Here is a 16,919-nt window from a genome sequence, read left to right on the forward strand (position 1 = left end):
GTGAGAGAAATGGATTTTCGTACAGAATTTAAACCGTTAACCGTCCAACCGGAACAGATTGAAGGTAGAAGTTTTGAAATGATTAATGAAGAAATTGGGGAGCACCCTTTTACTGAGGAGCAGTATCCAGTTGTCCAGCGTATCATCCATGCATCCGCTGATTTTGAACTTGGGCAAAGCGTCCTCTTCCATCCTGACGCTATTCAGTCCGGTATTCAAGCGATTCGGAGCGGGAAAATGGTAGTTGCAGATGTTCAAATGATTCAAAGCGGGGCAAATAAAGCACGAATTCAAAAATTTGGAGGAGAAATTAAAGTCTATATTTCCGATCCGGATGTCATCCAGGAAGCCAAACGCCTGAATACAACAAGAGCGATCATTTCGATGCGGAAGGCAATCAAAGAAGCAGATGGCGGTATTTTTGCCATTGGGAATGCTCCAACCGCCTTACTCGAACTTATCCGCCTGATTAAAGAAGGAGAAGTAAAACCTGGTCTTGTCATTGGATTGCCTGTTGGGTTTGTTTCTGCGGCTGAGTCAAAAGAAGAACTAGCTAAGCTCGATATCCCATTCATCACCAATATTGGCAGGAAAGGTGGCAGTACCGTGACAGTTGCTGCATTAAATGCCATTTCCATTATGGCTGAACGGGGATAACCCATGCAGGAAGTACCAAAAGGAAAGCTGCGCGAAGGATATACGACTGGGGCCTGCGCAACAGCAACCACCAAAGCAGCGCTGACGGCTTTAATTACGAGTGAACCACAAACAGAATCAACGATTTACTTGCCCGTCAAGCGGTTTGCAACCTTCCAGATAGAAAGCTGTGATGTAACGGACCAATCGGCTACCGCTAGTACGATTAAAGACGCGGGGGATGACCCAGATGCCACCCACGGGGCTTTGATTGTTTCCACTGTGTCATGGCTCGATGAACCAGGTATCGTGCTTGATGGGGGAATTGGGGTTGGCCGGGTCACAAAGGATGGTTTGCCCGTTCCTGTCGGAGAGGCCGCGATTAACCCCGTTCCCCGCAAGATGATTCGAGAGACGGCCGAAGGGGTATTAAAAGAATTCGGGATTACAAGAGGCATTAAAATCGTCATTTCCGTACCAACCGGTGAAGAAATCGCCAAAAAAACACTCAATGGACGCTTAGGAATCATTGGTGGGATTTCTATTCTCGGAACGCGCGGGATTGTCGTTCCTTTTTCCACAGCTGCTTATAAGGCCAGTATCATCCAGGCTATTAGTGTTGCTCGGGCCAGTAGCTGCGAGCACGTTGTCATTACAACAGGTGGTCGGAGCGAGAAAAATGCCATGAAGCAATTCCCCGAGCTGTCAGAGGAAGCTTTTATTGAAATGGGTGACTTTGTCGGGTTCACCCTTAAACAATGCAAGAGGCAAGGGGTAAAGAGAGTTTCGATGGTCGGCATGATGGGGAAATTCTCAAAAGTGGCAATGGGGATCATGATGGTCCACTCGAAAAGTGCCCCGATAAATTTTGATTTTTTAGCTGAGGTGGCAAGTCGTACCGGTGCTGATGCTACCCTGGTCGAGGAAATTCGAACTGCCAATACGGCATCACAGGTTGGTGATTTGATGACAGCACAGGGCCATCTATCCTTTTTCGAAATGCTTAGCGACCTTTGCTGCCTCGCTGCGTTAAAGGAAGTCAATGGCGGGATCGACATAGATACGACCCTATATACCATGAAGGGGCAATTGTTAGGAAAGGCGGTGCGAAAGAGTGACATCAATTAAAATGATCGGCATTGGGGACGAAGGGAAAGTAGGCCTGCTCCCGATGTACGAAAAGTGGATTAATGAATGTGAACTATTAATAGGAGGAAAGAGACAGCTTTCTTTTTTTCCTGAATTCGCCGGCGAAAAAATGGCGATTGAAGGCGGGCTTAATTCTCTAGTGGAACGGTTGCAATCGGAAACGAGAAACGTAGTGATTCTAGCTTCCGGAGACCCGTTGTTTTATGGAATTGGAAGCTATTTATCTTCTAAAATCGATTTGGATATTTATCCATATTTAAGTTCAATCCAGCTTGCTTTTGCCAGAATGAAAGAAAGATGGCAGGATGCTTATTTTACTAGTGTTCATGGTAGGAGTATAAAAGGGCTGGCACAGCGAGTCGATGGGAAAAAAACAGTCGCAATCTTAACCGACACAGAAAATTCGCCAAATAAAATCGCTCAGTATTTGCTTTCCTTTGGCATGACTGAATATGAGGCATTTGTGGGCGAGAACCTTGGCAGTGACCAGGAACGATGCCACTGGTTTACCCTTACTGAAATGAAGGATGAAGAGTTTTCACCGCTCAATGTAGTAATTCTTAAGAAAAAGGGTGAAAGCCCACATTGGCCGATCGGCATTGACGATTCGGAATTTTTACAGCGTAAACCAGATAAGGGCTTAATTACAAAAAAGGAAATTCGCACACTAAGCGTTAGTGCCCTAAGGTTAAAAGAAGATAGCACAGTTTGGGATATTGGGACATGCACAGGTTCTGTTGCGATTGAGGCAGCGAAAAGCGCCAGGGAAGGACAAGTGTTTGCTATCGAAAAGAACGAGGGCGACCTAGAAAACTGTAAGCAAAATTTAGCAAAGTTCCGTGTAGATGCAACACTCGTCCATGGAAAAGCACCAGAGGGATTAGAAACCTTCCCGGATCCGGATGCGGTTTTTATTGGCGGGACGGCAGGCGGGATGGAAGACATTTTGGATATTTGCTGTAGCCGCTTGAAAGCGTGTGGGCGCATTGTCTTAAATGCTGTCACGATTGAAAATCTTTCAGAAGCGATGCTTTTGTTTAAAGGGCGGGGCTATGAGACGAACATTACTCTTGCTCAAATATCCAGAAGTAAGCCCATTTTGAATCTGACAAGATTTGATGCATTAAATCCGATTTACATAATAGAAGCATGGCGCAAGGAAGGGGAGTAAACATGTTAGGTACATTATACGGCCTTGGGGTTGGCCCAGGGGATCCAGAACTTATTACCGTTAAGGCGTTTCGTAAATTAAAGGAATCACCAGTGATTGCCTATCCAAAAAAACAAAAGGGCAGCAAAAGTTATGCCCATCGAATCATTGATGTCTATTTTCAGCCGAATGAAAAAGAAATGCTGGGACTTGTCTTTCCGATGACAAAGGATCCAGTCACATTGGAAAGAAAATGGACGGAAACCGTGGAAAATGTATGGGCTAAGCTGCAGGAGGGAAAGGATGTCGCTTTTGTAACTGAAGGGGACCCTCTTTTATACAGTACGTTTATTCATATGATGCGTTTGATGCAGGAGAAGTATCCGCAAGTTCCGATTGAAGTTGTTCCGGGGATATCGTCCATTAATGGGGCGGCATCTAGGCTTGGAATTCCATTGGCAGATGGGGATGAACATGTGGCGATTGTTCCAGCACGGGATGACTACGAAACTATGAAAAAAGTCATTCAAGACAATGATTGTGTCATTTTTATAAAAGTAGCAAAAGTGATTGATTTAATGCTAGAAGTATTACGTGATTTAGATTTGCTTGACAAGGCTTCTGTCGTCACAAAGGTAACATCTAATGAAGAAATTATTTGGAGGGCAGATGAGCTTGAAGGAGCAGAACTTGAATATTTAACACTAATGGTGGTGAGAAAATGAAGCTTTATATCATTGGCGCCGGACCGGGCGATCCTGATTTAATTACGGTAAAAGGTCTTCAGCATCTTCAGGAGGCAGATGTCATTCTATACGCGGATTCTCTTGTGAACGAAGACTTAATTGCTAAAGCAAAACCTTCCGCCGAAATAATGAAAACCGCCGGGATGCACTTAGAAGAGATGGTTGACGTCATGGCCGACCGAATCCTGCAAGGGAAAAAGGTCGTTCGTGTCCACACGGGCGATCCGGCTGTCTATGGGGCGATTATGGAACAAATCGTCTTGTTAAAGAAGAGAGGAATCGAAATAGAGATTGTTCCAGGTGTGAGCTCTGTGTTTGCGGCCGCCGCGGCCGCTCAAGCTGAGCTGACGATTCCAGATTTAACCCAAACCGTGATCCTGACAAGAGCCGAGGGTAGGACACCTGTGCCAGAATTTGAAAAGCTGGCGGATTTAGCAAAACATCATTGCACGATTTCGCTTTTCTTAAGTGCGACTTTAACGAAGAAACTTGTCAAGGAATTGACCGGGGCTGGCTGGAGCAAGGATACTCCTGTTGCGGTTGTTTATAAAGCGTCGTGGCCGGATCAAAAAATTGTCCGGACCACACTGGAACACTTGGACGAGGATATGCGGGTAAACGGGATTCGTAAACAGGCAATGATTTTAGCCGGATGGGCACTAGATGAAAACATCCACGAACAAGATTATCGTTCCAAGCTGTATGACAAAACGTTTACACACGGATTCCGCAGGGGGGTGGAATCGTAATGATCGAGCTCCAAGAAGCGCAAAGTGCGGTCATCCAGCAGAAGGGGGACTATGCGGTTGTCGCCATTACAAAGCATGGGGTCAAACTGGCCCGCAAGCTGGGACATTCGTTTCAAAATGCCGATGTGTACTATATGGCGAAGTTTGAAAGAGGAGATGAGAAGAACAAGGACATCCAGTTATTTACCGGAAGCGTTCGCCTTCTTCTACCCACTCTTTTCGAGGCCTATAAGGGGCTGATCATCATCATTTCCCTTGGAGCCGTGGTACGAATGATTGCACCTATTTTAAAGGATAAGAAAACAGATCCTGCGGTTGTCGTTATCGACGATAAGGGCGAACATGTGATCAGCGTGCTGTCAGGCCATATCGGCGGTGCCAATGAACTAACGAAAGAAGTGGCGGCCACTCTACAGGCCCGTCCCATTATTACCACAGCTTCAGATGTACAGGAAACGATTGCAGTTGATTTGTTCGGAAAACGATTTGGCTGGATCTGGGACTCGGCTGATAAGCTGACGCCCGTTAGCGCTTCAGTTGTGAACGAAGAAAAAATCGCCGTGGTTCAGGAGTCAGGCGAAAAAGACTGGTGGCCATATGACCGGCCGCTACCAGGAAATATTCAGGCGTATTCATCGATCCAAGAAGCGCTGGCCGCAAAGCCAGATGCTGCCTTAGTAGTAACCCATCGGAATTTATACGAAGACGAAACGGACATTTTACATAATGGTGTTTTATTTCGACCAAAGGTGATCGTCCTTGGATTGGGCTGCAACCGTGGGACCACTGCAGCGGAAATCGAAGCAGTAATCGACGAAACGCTTGAGGAATTAGGGTTTTCAAAAAAAAGTGTCAAAGCGGTTTGCACGATTGATCTAAAAAAGGATGAAGCGGGACTGCTTGAAGTGGCGAAAAAAAACCGCTGGGAGTTTATTTATTACACCCCTGCTGAATTGAATTCGATTAAACTTCAGAACCCTTCTGAAACAGTCTTTAAATTTACCGGTGCATACGGCGTCAGTGAGCCGGCTGCTTTATTGTACAGCGCAGCGGAACATCTAACGTTGATAAAGAAGAAATCAGGTAATGTCACCATATCAGTAGCGGTGATTCCCTATTGAGAGAGGAGGGAAATAGAATGTCTACTCGTAGACTTGTGATTGCAGGGACAGGCAGCGGTGTCGGAAAAACGACGCTGACAATTGGGCTAATGTCTGCTTTAAAGAAAAAGGGCTATACCGTCCAGGGCTATAAATGCGGTCCAGATTATATAGACCCGACCTATCATACGGCCGTCACGGGGAGAACGTCAAGAAACATTGACAGCTGGATGCTCAACCACGAGATGGTTAAGGAAATTGTCACCCGTTCAAGTAATGAGGCGGATATTTCCGTCATCGAAGGAGTAATGGGATTCTTTGATGGGAAAAATCCTCTAAATAATACAGGATCAACCGCCGAAATCAGTCTCGTCACCGAAAGTCCGGTCATTTTGGTCGTGAATTGTGCCAGCATGGCCCGTAGTGCGGCGGCCATTGTGAAGGGATTTCAAACGTTTCTGAAGGAAGCCAATATTGTCGGGGTGATCGCCAATCGGGTGGGTAGCGAACGGCATTTTAAAATCGTTCAATCCGCGATTGAACAAGAATGCGGTATTCCCGTCCTTGGCTATTTGAAAAGAAACGAGGAACTCTCGATTCCGGAACGGCATTTAGGATTGATACCATCCGTTGAACGGGGTGAATTGAATCCATTTTTTGATCAACTAGGTGATTTAGTCCTTGAAACCGTTGATGTAGATTCTATATATGACTTGGCACAAGCCCCCCTTTTAAAGATAAAAGAATCCCAGTTTAAAAGAGCTGAGCAGGCAACTGTAAAAATTGCAGTCGCACGAGATGCCGCTTTTAATTTTTACTATCAGGAAAACCTCGACATGTTAGCAGCTGCCGGAGCCGAGCTAATCGAGTTCTCTCCAATAAAAGGTGAATGCCTGCCGGAACAAGTCGATGGATTGTATATCGGTGGCGGTTTCCCAGAGGAATTTGCGGAGGAGCTGACAAAACAGACAGAGGTAAACAACTCGATTCGAACGGCCATTGAAAAAGGACTGCCAACCTTGGCGGAATGCGGTGGGTTTATGTACTTAACTGAATCGTTGGAAACAACCGATGAAAGGAGTTACAAAATGGTCGGTATCATTCCTGGAAAGGTGAAAATGCAGACAAAACTAGCTGCTTTGGGATACCGGGAAATCACTGCAGAAGAAGAAAATTTCTTGTTAGCGGGAAACCTGATTGCAAGAGGCCATGAATTTCACTACTCCACCTTTCATCCGAGAACGGTTTTTGAACCGGCCTACCAAACGAAAGGAATGCGTGGATTTAAGCAGGAGGGCTATCGGAAAGGTAATTTAATTGCAGGTTATACCCACTTTCATTTTGGTTCATGCCCTGAGCTGGTGGAAAATTGGGTGAAGAAATGTAAGGAGTTTAAACAAAATGACTAAAGCTCTTCCAATTATGTTTCAAGGTACCAATTCGGATGTCGGCAAAAGTGTTGTAGTGACCGCCTTTTGCCGGATTTTCGCCCAGGACGGATATAAAACGGTTCCGTTTAAATCACAAAATATGGCGTTAAATTCCTATATCACAGTGGATGGAAAAGAAATCGGCAGAGCACAAGGTGTTCAGGCCGAGGCAGCATGTATTCAGGCAACCACTGATATGAACCCGATTCTACTAAAGCCGAACCGGGATAATCAATCCCAAATTGTCGTCCATGGTAAACCATATAAAAATATGGAAGCAGGAAGTTACCGCCGGGAATTCTTTCAAACGGGAATGGAACTTATTCAACAATCACTGTCTAGCCTGTCCCAAAATTATGAACGAATTGTCATTGAAGGGGCTGGTAGTCCGGCTGAGATTAATCTGAATGACCGGGAAATGGTTAATATGCGGGTCGCCAAAATGGCGGATGCCCCTGTGATTTTAATTGGGGATATCGAGAAAGGCGGAGTGTTTGCTAGTTTAGTAGGAACTCTTCAGCTGATGGAACCAGAGGACCGCGATCGTGTAATTGGTGTAATTATCAATAAATTCCGCGGAGATCTCCGCCTGCTAGAATCTGGATTAACGTGGTTTGAGGAGTATACAGGAAAACCCATTCTCGGCGTGATTCCATACTTGGAGAATCTAAATATTGATGCCGAAGATTCCGTGATTTTAAATCAATATACATATACTCAAAATACTGAAAAAGAATTGGATATCGCGGTCATTCAGTATCCGAAAATCTCCAATTTCACAGATGTCGACCCGTTTTTTGCTGAGCCGGATTGTCATGTCCGTTTTATAACGAGAGCGGATCAATTACACAATCCAGATTTAGTCATTCTTCCGGGCAGCAAGAATACAATTGAAGATTTGCTGTTTTTACGAAAGAGCGGCATCGCTCAAAAAATAGCAGAATTACTCAAAAAGAAACACTCCGTTCTTTTTGGGATCTGCGGCGGCTATCAAATGCTCGGTGATAACATCGAGGATCCGTTGGCGATCGAGTCTCTCCATAAAGAAATCGAAGGTCTTCAGTTACTGCCAATTGGAACTACCATTACGAAAGAAAAGACGACGATCCTATCAAATGGGAATTTGCATCTTTTCGGAAAAAACTTTCATGTGACAGGTTACGAGATTCATATGGGTGAAACCGTGGCGACAGGAGCGTCCCAAGGTCTTATTTTTACAAATGAAAAATGGGATGGTTGTCATTCCCCAGACGAAACCATCATTGGCACTTATTTTCATGGGATATTCCATAATGATGAATTTCGAGAGGAATTACTCAATCAGCTCCGCCATAAAAAGGGACTGGAGCCCATCCACATGCGCCCATCTTTTAACCAATTACGGGAAGAAGCATTTGACAGTCTGGCAGAACATGTAAGGGGACACGTTAAACTGGATGCAATTGAACAATTAATGAAGGATTATCAAAAAAGGAGATCACCCAATGAATAGCGTAATAACAGGAATCCAGCCTCTTGACAGAGAAATGGGAAGGCAAGTTCGTGAGTATATCGATACGTTAACCAAACCTCCGGGCAGTTTGGGGAGATTAGAGGAATTAGCCATTCATCTGTCGGAAATAACATCTGAAGCATTCCCGGTCGTGTCACCACCCGGTGTAATAGTTTTTGCCGCTGATCATGGTGTAGTCGAAGAAGGGGTGTCCGCTTTCCCGCAGGAAGTTACCGTGCAAATGGTCAAAAATTTTTTAAAAAGCGGTGCGGCCATCAATGTTTTTAGCCGGCAAATCGGAGCCATGTTTGAAGTCGTCGATATCGGTGTGGCAGCAGATATTGAAGCCGACGGGTTTGTGAATCGAAAAATTCGTTATGGAACCAACAATTTTTGCCAACAGGATGCATTAACAAGAGAAGAGGCCGAACAAGCCATCGCCGTTGGCTATGAACGAGCGGAACAGATGATTCAACAGGGAATCAAATGCCTAATTGTTGGTGAAATGGGGATCGGTAATACGACGTCAAGCAGTGCGATTGCAGCGGTTTTAAGTGGGCAGGAAATCGATGTACTCGTCGGCCGAGGTACAGGGATTGCACAAGAAAAAATTCGCCATAAACAAGAGGTCATCACAAGGGCGCTAAAGGAAAGAAACCCTGACCGGAAGGATCCCATCGATATCTTAGCAAAAATTGGCGGTTTGGAAATAGCCGGAATGACAGGTGCAATGCTCTCCGCTGCTCAAAACCGGATTCCGATATTGGTAGATGGGTTTATTTGCACGATTGCAGCTCTATTGGCAAGGGAAATCTGTGAGACAGTAGCGGAGTATATGATTGTCGGCCATCGTTCCGTCGAGCCTGGACATGAAGTTGCGCTGCAGTTATTAGGCAAGAAGCCACTACTTGATTTAGATTTGAGGCTAGGAGAAGGAAGTGGGGCAACAGTGGCCTTTCCAATCTTACAATCAGCGGCCCTAATGCTGAAAGAAATGGCCACCTTTGCATCGGCTGGAATTTCAAATGAGTAATTTAGGAAGGAGCGAGAAGATGACAAATGGAAAAGTGTATCTTGTTGGTGCTGGACCAGGAGACCCTAAGCTGATTACGGTTTACGGGATGGAGTGTATCCAACAGGCGGATGTGATTTTATATGACCGTTTAGTAAATGAGGAACTGTTGAAGTATGCAAAGGCGGAAGCAGAGTTGATATTTTGCGGAAAACAGCCGGGGAAACATCAGATCATTCAAGATCAAATTCACCAGCTGTTAATTGAAAAAGCCAGTCAGGGCAAGACTGTCACAAGATTAAAAGGAGGCGATCCTTGCATTTTCGGCCGTGTCGGTGAAGAAGCAGAAATTCTTGTAGAACATGGGATTCACTATGAAATAATACCGGGGATTACAGCTGGTATTGCTGCGCCTGCTTATGCCGGAATTCCGGTGACCCACCGCGATTATGCTTCCACCTTCGCGATTGTCACTGGCCACAGTCGTGCGGAAAAGGATGGGGATCAATTAAATTGGTCAGCTCTCGCTCAAGGAATTGATACGATTGCCTTTTATATGGGAATTGGGAATTTACCTTATATTGTTTCGCGATTAATAGAGAACGGAAAAAGTCCCGATACAAAAGCCGCCATTATCCAATGGGGGACCACAGCCAAGCAGAAAACGGTGACCGGAAGTTTAAAGGACATCGAAGTCCGGGTCCTAGAAGCCGGAATTACTCATCCAGCGATTGTTCTCGTGGGTGATGTGGTCGGTCTTCGCGAGAAAATACGCTGGTTTCAAGAAGCAGAAGAAAAACAATTAGTTGGAATAGGGAGGGTCTAAGATGTCAATTTTAGCGGAAATCAAAAACCGAAGAGCGATCCGTGATTATGCGGCTCGAGAGGTCGAGGACGAAAAGATTCACATCTTATTAGAAGCAGCGACATGGGCACCGAATGACCGCATGCGTGAACCATGGAGCTTTTATGTGATTAAAGGCGAAGCAAAAAAACGCTATGAAGCGTTGGCCTATGAATATCTATTGGAACGCTTTCCAACCAAACCAAATTTAATCGAAAGCTCGTTAAAGGTACTAAAAACAACACCGATCCATATTGTCGTTACTGCTGACATCGTTCCAGACGACGAAGAGGCATCTGCCGATAATGAATATGCCGTATGCTGTGCGATCCATTCGATGTGGCTTACTGCAAAAGAATTGGGATTAGGTCTGGTCTGGCGGACAAGGGGAGTCGGACTTGTTCGTGACCAACGAATGTATGAGTTTATTGGCTCACCCGAAAACAAGAAAATCATCGGGAATTTGTTTATCGGTTATCCCGATTCAGAAGTATTAAAAAAGGCGATGGTGCCGGATCGGACATCCTTTGAAGAAAAGACAGTCTGGCTGTAAGGAGGAGTGAAGCGGATGGAAGAGGTAACTGAGAACAAAGCAAAGCGCGGTCTTACATTAGTATACACTGGTGATGGAAAAGGAAAAACGACGGCAGCTCTTGGGCTCGCGGTTCGTGCCTCAGGCCGGGGAAAACGGGTGCTTATGATTCAATTTATTAAATCGCCTGATCGAACGTACGGGGAAAAAATTACGTTCGAAAAATTAGGGATTGAAATCGTGCAGACAGGAATCGGCTTTACGTGGACGAAAACACCAGAGGAACATCGGGTAGCACTAAAAACCGCGTGGTCTTTTACAAAAGAAAAGGTCCAGTTTGGCAGCTATGATGTTGTCATTTTAGATGAACTAAATAATGCGCTCGCAATTGATAAATTCCCGATTGACGATGTCCTTCCGTTAACAGAAGTTATTGAGTTGATTCAGCAGCGCCCTAAGGGGATGCATTTGGTGATTACCGGACGGTCAGCCAAAGAGGAAATCATCGCTTGTGCGGATTTAGTAACCGAAATGAAGCCCGTTAAGCATTATTATAACGAAGGAATTCCTGCCGTGAAGGGAATTGAGTTTTAATGGACTATATTGAAAAATTTGGACATGGTGGCGATTTACTGACTGCCCAACAATTGTTTGGTAAAGATTCATCGCAGCTGTTAGATTTCAGTGCGAATATTAATCCACTCGGTCCACCTGCTAGTGTAATTGAGTTGATAAAGGAGCAACTGGAGTCGATCGTCCATTATCCCGATCCCGCCCATCGTGTTCTTAAACAAAAGCTGGCGGAAAAACACTCCGTTTCACCAGAACAGATTTTGATAGGAAATGGAGCAGCAGAGTGTATCGCCCTTGCGATTTTAGGATTGCAGCCTGAAACAGTGGGGGTTGTATATCCTTGCTTCTCGGAATACGAACAGCTTGCTAGAGCTAATGGTGCTACCATCAATCCATTGGTTGGCAGGGAAGAAAATGATTTTAAGCCTGATCAATCAGAATTCCTTCAATTAATAGCGAAAACCGATCTTGTATTTGTTGGACATCCCAACAATCCCACTGGTGTCACATATTCGAAGGAAGAACTTGTCGAGATGGCAGAACAGGCAAAGAAGACAAATACATATTTGATAATAGACGAGGCATTTATTGATTTTCTTCCAATCAAAACACGAATCACGTTGCTTGAGGATTTGCAACGTTGGAAACAGATAATCCTGGTTCGCTCGATGACAAAGTTCTATGCGATCCCTGGTCTCCGTCTGGGGTATTTAGTGGCCGATCCAACCTTGATATTAAAGCTACAGGCGAAACAAGTAACTTGGAGTGTCAACCAAATGGCCCTATTGGCAGGAGAAGCGGTCCTAAACGAAAAGGTATACGAGGAAGCAACGATTACCCTAATTCAAGAGCAAAGAAGCTATGTCAAACTAGCCATTGAAGAGAAGCTTGGGTGGAAGGTTTTTCCAGGACAAGCGAATTTTCTATTTGTTAGGATAACATCTGGCATCACGGCAACTGAATTACAGTGGCGCATGGGTCATAAAGGAATCTTAGTACGTTCCTGTAACATGTATCCGGGGCTAACGGATCAAGATTTTCGGATTGCGATTCGAACCGGAGAAGAAAATCAATGCTTGATTCAAGCCTTAATTGAAGTAAGCAAAGAGGTGAATCCAACATGCCCCTAATCTATGTCACTGGAGGAATTCGCTCCGGAAAGAGTGAATTTGCAGAACAATTGGCATTCAGCCATGAAGGACGAGTCCTTTATGTTGCGTTTGGAGTTCAAACCGATCAAGAAATGGAAAAAAGAATAGATATTCATAAGAAGCGGCGTCCAACTGAATGGGGCGTATTAGAAGAGCCGAACGAACTCACTTCCGTTCAAACGGTCTATCAAGACTACGATGTTATTTTAGTTGATTGTATTTCTTCGTGGCTGTCCAATCATTGCATGTGGTTAACAGATCAAGAACTGAAGGAAGAAAACAAGAAAACCAGTTTAATAGAGGAAGTTGAACTTTGGATTAAGGTGAAACAAGAAAATCATCAGCATGTGATTGTCGTTTCTAATGAGGTAGGTCTAGGTGGTGTCGCCTTATCGCCGTTGGGGCGTTTTTTTCAGGATGTTCTAGGGAAAATCAATCAATTATTGGCAGCCGAAGCAGATGAAGCTTACATCGTCTTTTCCGGTCTGCCACTAAGGCTGAAATAATGAATGCGTTCCTAGCAGCCCTGATGTTACTCACTAGTATTCCCGTTCCGAAGATAGAGGTTTCAAAAATCGATTGGAAAAAAGGTCCTGTTAATTTTTCCATTAATCGGATTGTTAGTTGGCTGCCTTGTTATGAGGCCACATGTGAAGTAGTAAGAAATTAGGAGGGCTTTAGAATTCGATGTTGGTTCATGCCATTTATATTATTATTGCTTATCTTATTGATCGAATCATTGGTGACCCCAAAAAGCTACTACATCCGGTGGTCATCATTGGAAAGTCTATTAGTCGTTTGGAAAAAGCGATTCGTTTTTTCACTATAAAGGAAAGGTATTTAAAACTGGCAGGAATCTTATTTCCTATTTTGATTGCTGGTGGCACCTATTTAATCGTTGCTTTGCTACTTTACGGCATCAATCAGTTGAATCATGTTTTTGCCATCATTGCGGAAATCTGGTTAATTTCTACAACCATTGCGACAAAAGGATTGGCTGATGCAGGTTTGGAAGTATTCCGACACTTGAAAAATCAGGATATAAGGGCTGCAAGAAAAAGTCTGGGAATGATTGTCGGACGAGATACAGAAAACCTTGAGGAAAGTGAAATTTCTAGGGGGGCAGTGGAAACCGTAGCCGAAAACATTGTCGATGCCATTATATCACCGTTATGCTTTGCCCTTATCGGGGGTGCCCCGCTTGCAATGTTGTACCGAGCGGTTAATACGTTAGATTCGATGGTAGGATATAAGAATGAAAAATATAAAAACCTAGGCTGGGCCTCGGCCCGACTAGATGATCTATTAAACTATGTGCCTGCCCGGTTAACGTTTGGAATGATGCTGCTTGCTTGTTCGATTAAACGTCTCGATGTACTAGGCGCTTGGAAAATGATGAAACGTGATGCTAAACTTCATCCGAGTCCAAATAGCGGTTACCCAGAGGCAACGATCGCAGGAGCGCTTCAGATTCAACTTGGAGGAACGAATTATTATTTCGGAAAAGTCTCTGAACGGGCAAAGATGGGGGAACCATTACGGAAGATCAAAGCAGATGATATTTTACTTACAGTAACAGTTATGAAAACTACCTCCATTATTTGTGTCGTGTTATTTATGGTACTTTCGATATTAGTGGAGCTAAGCATGAAGTAGGGGGATAGGAGCCTGAACAATGAAACTAGGAAGAGGAAGCTGCAATGGCACATTTGGAGAATTGGTCCAAGGTGTCATGGAAGAGCGTCCGTTTTTAATCACATTGCCCATCCGGAGTTTACGAAGTGAGGCTAGATTTGTTCCAGACACAGCCGTTTCCCAGATAAGGGTCGTAAATTCCAAAATGAAAGCGAAGAAAGCGGGGGAAACGTTACTCCAACTTTTTGGAATAAGTGGAGGCGGGTATCTCGAAATAAATTCCAATATCCCTTCAGGCAAGGGGATGGCTAGCAGTTCGGCGGATATTGTTGCTTCATTAAGAGCAATTGCTGACAGCTATAGTATTACTCTCACAAATGAAATGATCTCGATGATTGCCACAAAAGTGGAACCTACCGATGGTGTAATGTATGAGGAAGTCGTGGTCTATGAATATATTCACGGTCAGCTGATTGCAAGCTTTGGGACCTTACCCCCATTCATCCTCGTTGGTATCGATCTTGGGGGTATGATCAACACAATAGAATTTAATGAAGTTCCGAAAGTGTACAGCCAAGGCGATCAACAGCAATTTATTAAAGCTTTTGATCTGGCTACAAAAGGGTTTAAGGAAAAAAATATAACTTATATTGGGGAGGCAGCAACCCTCAGTGCACGGGTGAATCAAAAAATATTGCCAAAACCTGTTTTTCCTCTATTAGATCAATTGGCAGATCGCTATCATGGCGGAATCGTTGTCGCCCACAGTGGAACGGTCGCGGGTATTTTACTAGATGGAAATCTTCCAAACAGGGAATTGGTGGTTTCACTCTTAATTAGGGAAATGTCACTCGCTTACAAGGGTGTATCTATAAATTTATTTCATTATGAAAGCCAGGAATAGATAATAATTTGAATAATTCACAAAGTTTGATTACAAAAGTGGGGGAACGTGTATAGTCAAGAGGTTTGTATTAAAGGATCATCTTTATACTTGGGGTGGTAATTACAGACACCCTAGTTTGTCGACTATTGCACGTCCTCAAAAATCCTCAATCTGTCAGTTAGGATTGATTTTTTATGTTGCAACTGTTTAAAATAGGGAGGAATTTTTTAATGGAAACTGTATCATTGTTTTTACTTGTTTTTGTATTAGGGCTTAGGCATGGGTTGGATGCTGATCATCTTGCCTTTATTGATGGACAAACCCGTTACAATTGGAGAATGGGCAGTTCGTTTGCTCGTTGGGTGGGGACATTATTTTCATTGGGACACGGAGGAATGGTAGCATTAACAGCAGGTATTTTAGGAATGGTAATAGATAATTTTTCATTCCCAGCTTATTTTGATAATATTGCATCATGGGTTTCGATTTCTTCTTTATTCCTTATTGGAACGTTAAATACATATAATCTTTTACGGACTAGAAACAATCAAGAAGAGTTTCAACTTAGCGGACTAAAAGGCAAATTTATTCCAAAAATTGCGAAGGGGACTACAAATCCTTTTCTTATTATTTTAGTAGGGGCTTTGTTTGCCTTGGCTGCCGAGACAGTAAGTCAAACCGCCGTCTGGTCTTTGGCGGCAGGAAATGTAAGTGAATATACCCCTTTATTTTTAGGGCTAGTTTTTATGTTTGGGATGATGATTACAGATACAATTGATTCGATGATTGTCTATAAAATGGTGAACCAGTCCAGCAAAATTGGTCAAGCTGCGTCAAGACTAATGGGTTGGGTGATTGTCGTCTTGGCATACGGGGTTTCCTTCTATCTGGCATTTACATTTTTTAACCCTTGGGCAGAACTAGATTTCGAAATCGTGGGAGTCATTCTTTTCATTTTCTTAGTTGCATCATTTATCTTTATAACCGTTTATTCCAATAAACAGAAACACGAATTAAATACTACGAATTAATTAGATAAGCTCTGACTATTTTATAGTGTCAGAGCTCTTTTGTAAGGCCGACAAAAAGATCGAATGGTATGAGTATAGTTTTAACGAATATGAGGGTTATTTTGCGAGCTAAGTTTAGTTGTTGTGTTCATTCTTATATTTTTATTTAATATTAAGTCTTTTAAAATCCTTTAAGGTCCTCGAACGATCGGTCTGTGGTGTTCTATCCTTACAAGGAGGTTTTGTCCCCTTATAAAGAATGTACATTCTTCCTTACAATCTTTACTCATTATATTTAAGTTTGTCTATAAAAATAAAGTGGTCTTATTTATTAACAATTAAATATATTTTTAAATAGTGACTTTATTAAATAAATCAAATGAGAAATTGAAATTAATAAATAGATTGTTCCTAACAATATATTAAGGGTTTTGTTTATTAACAATACTTTTAATAAGTAGCTAAACTGTGAAAATAAAAAGAGGTATGAAAAAGGCAGTTGAAAACGGGTTTAAGCCTCAAAAAAACTTAGAAGGTAGTTTAAACGCAGGTGGTAGAGATAAGTTGGAATTACCAATTTCCGAAATTGTAAGATTACGTCAAAACGATCTAACATTTGAAGAAATTGCAGCTACCTTAAAAGGATTTGGATATAACGTTTCAAAGGCAACTGTCAATAGAAGGTATAATGAACAGATGAATGAAATCTCCAATATTGAAAGCTAATGCAATTTATTGTAAGATGAGATACATTGAATAGAATATCAGACTCTGACTAACGATCGCTTTTTTGTTGCATAGACTGCTAAGCGCGGTGCTCATTA

17 protein-coding genes and 1 pseudogene are annotated in these 16,919 nt (G+C 43.2%); all 18 read left to right on the forward strand.

Annotation, left to right across the window (positions count from 1 at the left end; genetic code table 11):
* Positions 1-9: 9 nt before the first annotated feature.
* Positions 10-657 carry a precorrin-8X methylmutase gene (locus ABEY15_RS02195; RefSeq protein ID WP_429888155.1) on the forward strand — a complete coding sequence of 216 codons (648 nt, stop codon included), beginning with the start codon at positions 10-12 and terminating at the stop codon, positions 655-657.
* 3 nt (positions 658-660) lie between these two features.
* Positions 661-1,764, forward strand: coding sequence for a cobalt-precorrin-5B (C(1))-methyltransferase (locus ABEY15_RS02200; protein WP_429888156.1), 1,104 nt, complete (start codon positions 661-663; stop codon positions 1,762-1,764).
* Position 1,765: 1 nt separating this feature from the next.
* Positions 1,766-2,956: a precorrin-6y C5,15-methyltransferase (decarboxylating) subunit CbiE gene (gene cbiE / locus ABEY15_RS02205; RefSeq protein WP_429888253.1), complete on the forward strand. Its 1,191-nt coding sequence runs from the start codon at positions 1,766-1,768 to the stop codon at positions 2,954-2,956.
* Positions 2,957-2,958: 2 nt separating this feature from the next.
* Positions 2,959-3,660, forward strand: coding sequence for a precorrin-2 C(20)-methyltransferase (gene cobI / locus ABEY15_RS02210; RefSeq protein ID WP_429888157.1), 702 nt, complete (start codon positions 2,959-2,961; stop codon positions 3,658-3,660).
* Complete coding sequence (gene cobM / locus ABEY15_RS02215) at positions 3,657-4,430, forward strand: precorrin-4 C(11)-methyltransferase (RefSeq protein ID WP_429888158.1); 774 nt, start codon at positions 3,657-3,659, stop codon at positions 4,428-4,430. The genes cobI and cobM overlap by 4 nt, the downstream gene beginning before the upstream one ends.
* On the forward strand, positions 4,430-5,551 hold the full coding sequence (locus ABEY15_RS02220; RefSeq protein ID WP_429888159.1) for a cobalt-precorrin 5A hydrolase: 1,122 nt from the start codon (positions 4,430-4,432) through the stop codon (positions 5,549-5,551). The genes cobM and ABEY15_RS02220 overlap by 1 nt, the downstream gene beginning before the upstream one ends.
* Positions 5,552-5,568: 17 nt before the next feature.
* Positions 5,569-6,939, forward strand: a complete 1,371-nt coding sequence (locus ABEY15_RS02225; RefSeq protein ID WP_429888160.1) for a cobyrinate a,c-diamide synthase — start codon at positions 5,569-5,571, stop codon at positions 6,937-6,939.
* Positions 6,932-8,452 carry a cobyric acid synthase gene (locus ABEY15_RS02230; RefSeq protein WP_429888161.1) on the forward strand — a complete coding sequence of 507 codons (1,521 nt, stop codon included), beginning with the start codon at positions 6,932-6,934 and terminating at the stop codon, positions 8,450-8,452. Before ABEY15_RS02225 ends, ABEY15_RS02230 begins: the two co-directional genes overlap by 8 nt.
* On the forward strand, positions 8,445-9,485 hold the full coding sequence (gene cobT, locus ABEY15_RS02235) for a nicotinate-nucleotide--dimethylbenzimidazole phosphoribosyltransferase (RefSeq protein WP_429888162.1): 1,041 nt from the start codon (positions 8,445-8,447) through the stop codon (positions 9,483-9,485). Before ABEY15_RS02230 ends, cobT begins: the two co-directional genes overlap by 8 nt.
* 19 nt (positions 9,486-9,504) lie before the next feature.
* Positions 9,505-10,290 (forward strand): uroporphyrinogen-III C-methyltransferase, encoded by a 786-nt coding sequence (cobA, locus tag ABEY15_RS02240; RefSeq protein ID WP_429888163.1) that lies wholly within the window; start codon positions 9,505-9,507, stop codon positions 10,288-10,290.
* A 1-nt stretch (position 10,291) separates the two neighbouring features.
* Positions 10,292-10,861, forward strand: coding sequence for a nitroreductase family protein (locus tag ABEY15_RS02245; protein ID WP_429888165.1), 570 nt, complete (start codon positions 10,292-10,294; stop codon positions 10,859-10,861).
* 15 nt (positions 10,862-10,876) lie between these two features.
* Positions 10,877-11,434, forward strand: coding sequence for a cob(I)yrinic acid a,c-diamide adenosyltransferase (gene cobO / locus ABEY15_RS02250; protein ID WP_429888166.1), 558 nt, complete (start codon positions 10,877-10,879; stop codon positions 11,432-11,434).
* The gene (gene cobD / locus ABEY15_RS02255; protein ID WP_429888168.1) at positions 11,434-12,543 is read left to right on the forward strand and encodes a threonine-phosphate decarboxylase CobD; all 1,110 of its coding nucleotides are present in this window, start codon (positions 11,434-11,436) and stop codon (positions 12,541-12,543) included. The genes cobO and cobD overlap by 1 nt, the downstream gene beginning before the upstream one ends.
* Positions 12,534-13,070, forward strand: coding sequence for a bifunctional adenosylcobinamide kinase/adenosylcobinamide-phosphate guanylyltransferase (gene cobU, locus ABEY15_RS02260; protein ID WP_429888170.1), 537 nt, complete (start codon positions 12,534-12,536; stop codon positions 13,068-13,070). The genes cobD and cobU overlap by 10 nt, the downstream gene beginning before the upstream one ends.
* Positions 13,071-13,251: 181 nt before the next feature.
* Positions 13,252-14,220 (forward strand): adenosylcobinamide-phosphate synthase CbiB, encoded by a 969-nt coding sequence (gene cbiB / locus ABEY15_RS02265; protein WP_429888171.1) that lies wholly within the window; start codon positions 13,252-13,254, stop codon positions 14,218-14,220.
* A gap of 19 nt (positions 14,221-14,239) precedes the next feature.
* Positions 14,240-15,103 carry a kinase gene (locus ABEY15_RS02270; RefSeq protein ID WP_429888173.1) on the forward strand — a complete coding sequence of 288 codons (864 nt, stop codon included), beginning with the start codon at positions 14,240-14,242 and terminating at the stop codon, positions 15,101-15,103.
* Positions 15,104-15,315: 212 nt separating this feature from the next.
* On the forward strand, positions 15,316-16,116 hold the full coding sequence (locus tag ABEY15_RS02275; protein ID WP_429888174.1) for a sodium:proton antiporter: 801 nt from the start codon (positions 15,316-15,318) through the stop codon (positions 16,114-16,116).
* 447 nt (positions 16,117-16,563) lie between these two features.
* Positions 16,564-16,821: pseudogene (locus tag ABEY15_RS02280) on the forward strand (YneB family resolvase-like protein); the annotation flags it as partial.
* Positions 16,822-16,919: the final 98 nt, after the last annotated feature.

This window comes from Gottfriedia acidiceleris (genome assembly GCF_050457485.1).
GTDB lineage: Bacteria > Bacillota > Bacilli > Bacillales > Bacillaceae_G > Gottfriedia > Gottfriedia acidiceleris_D.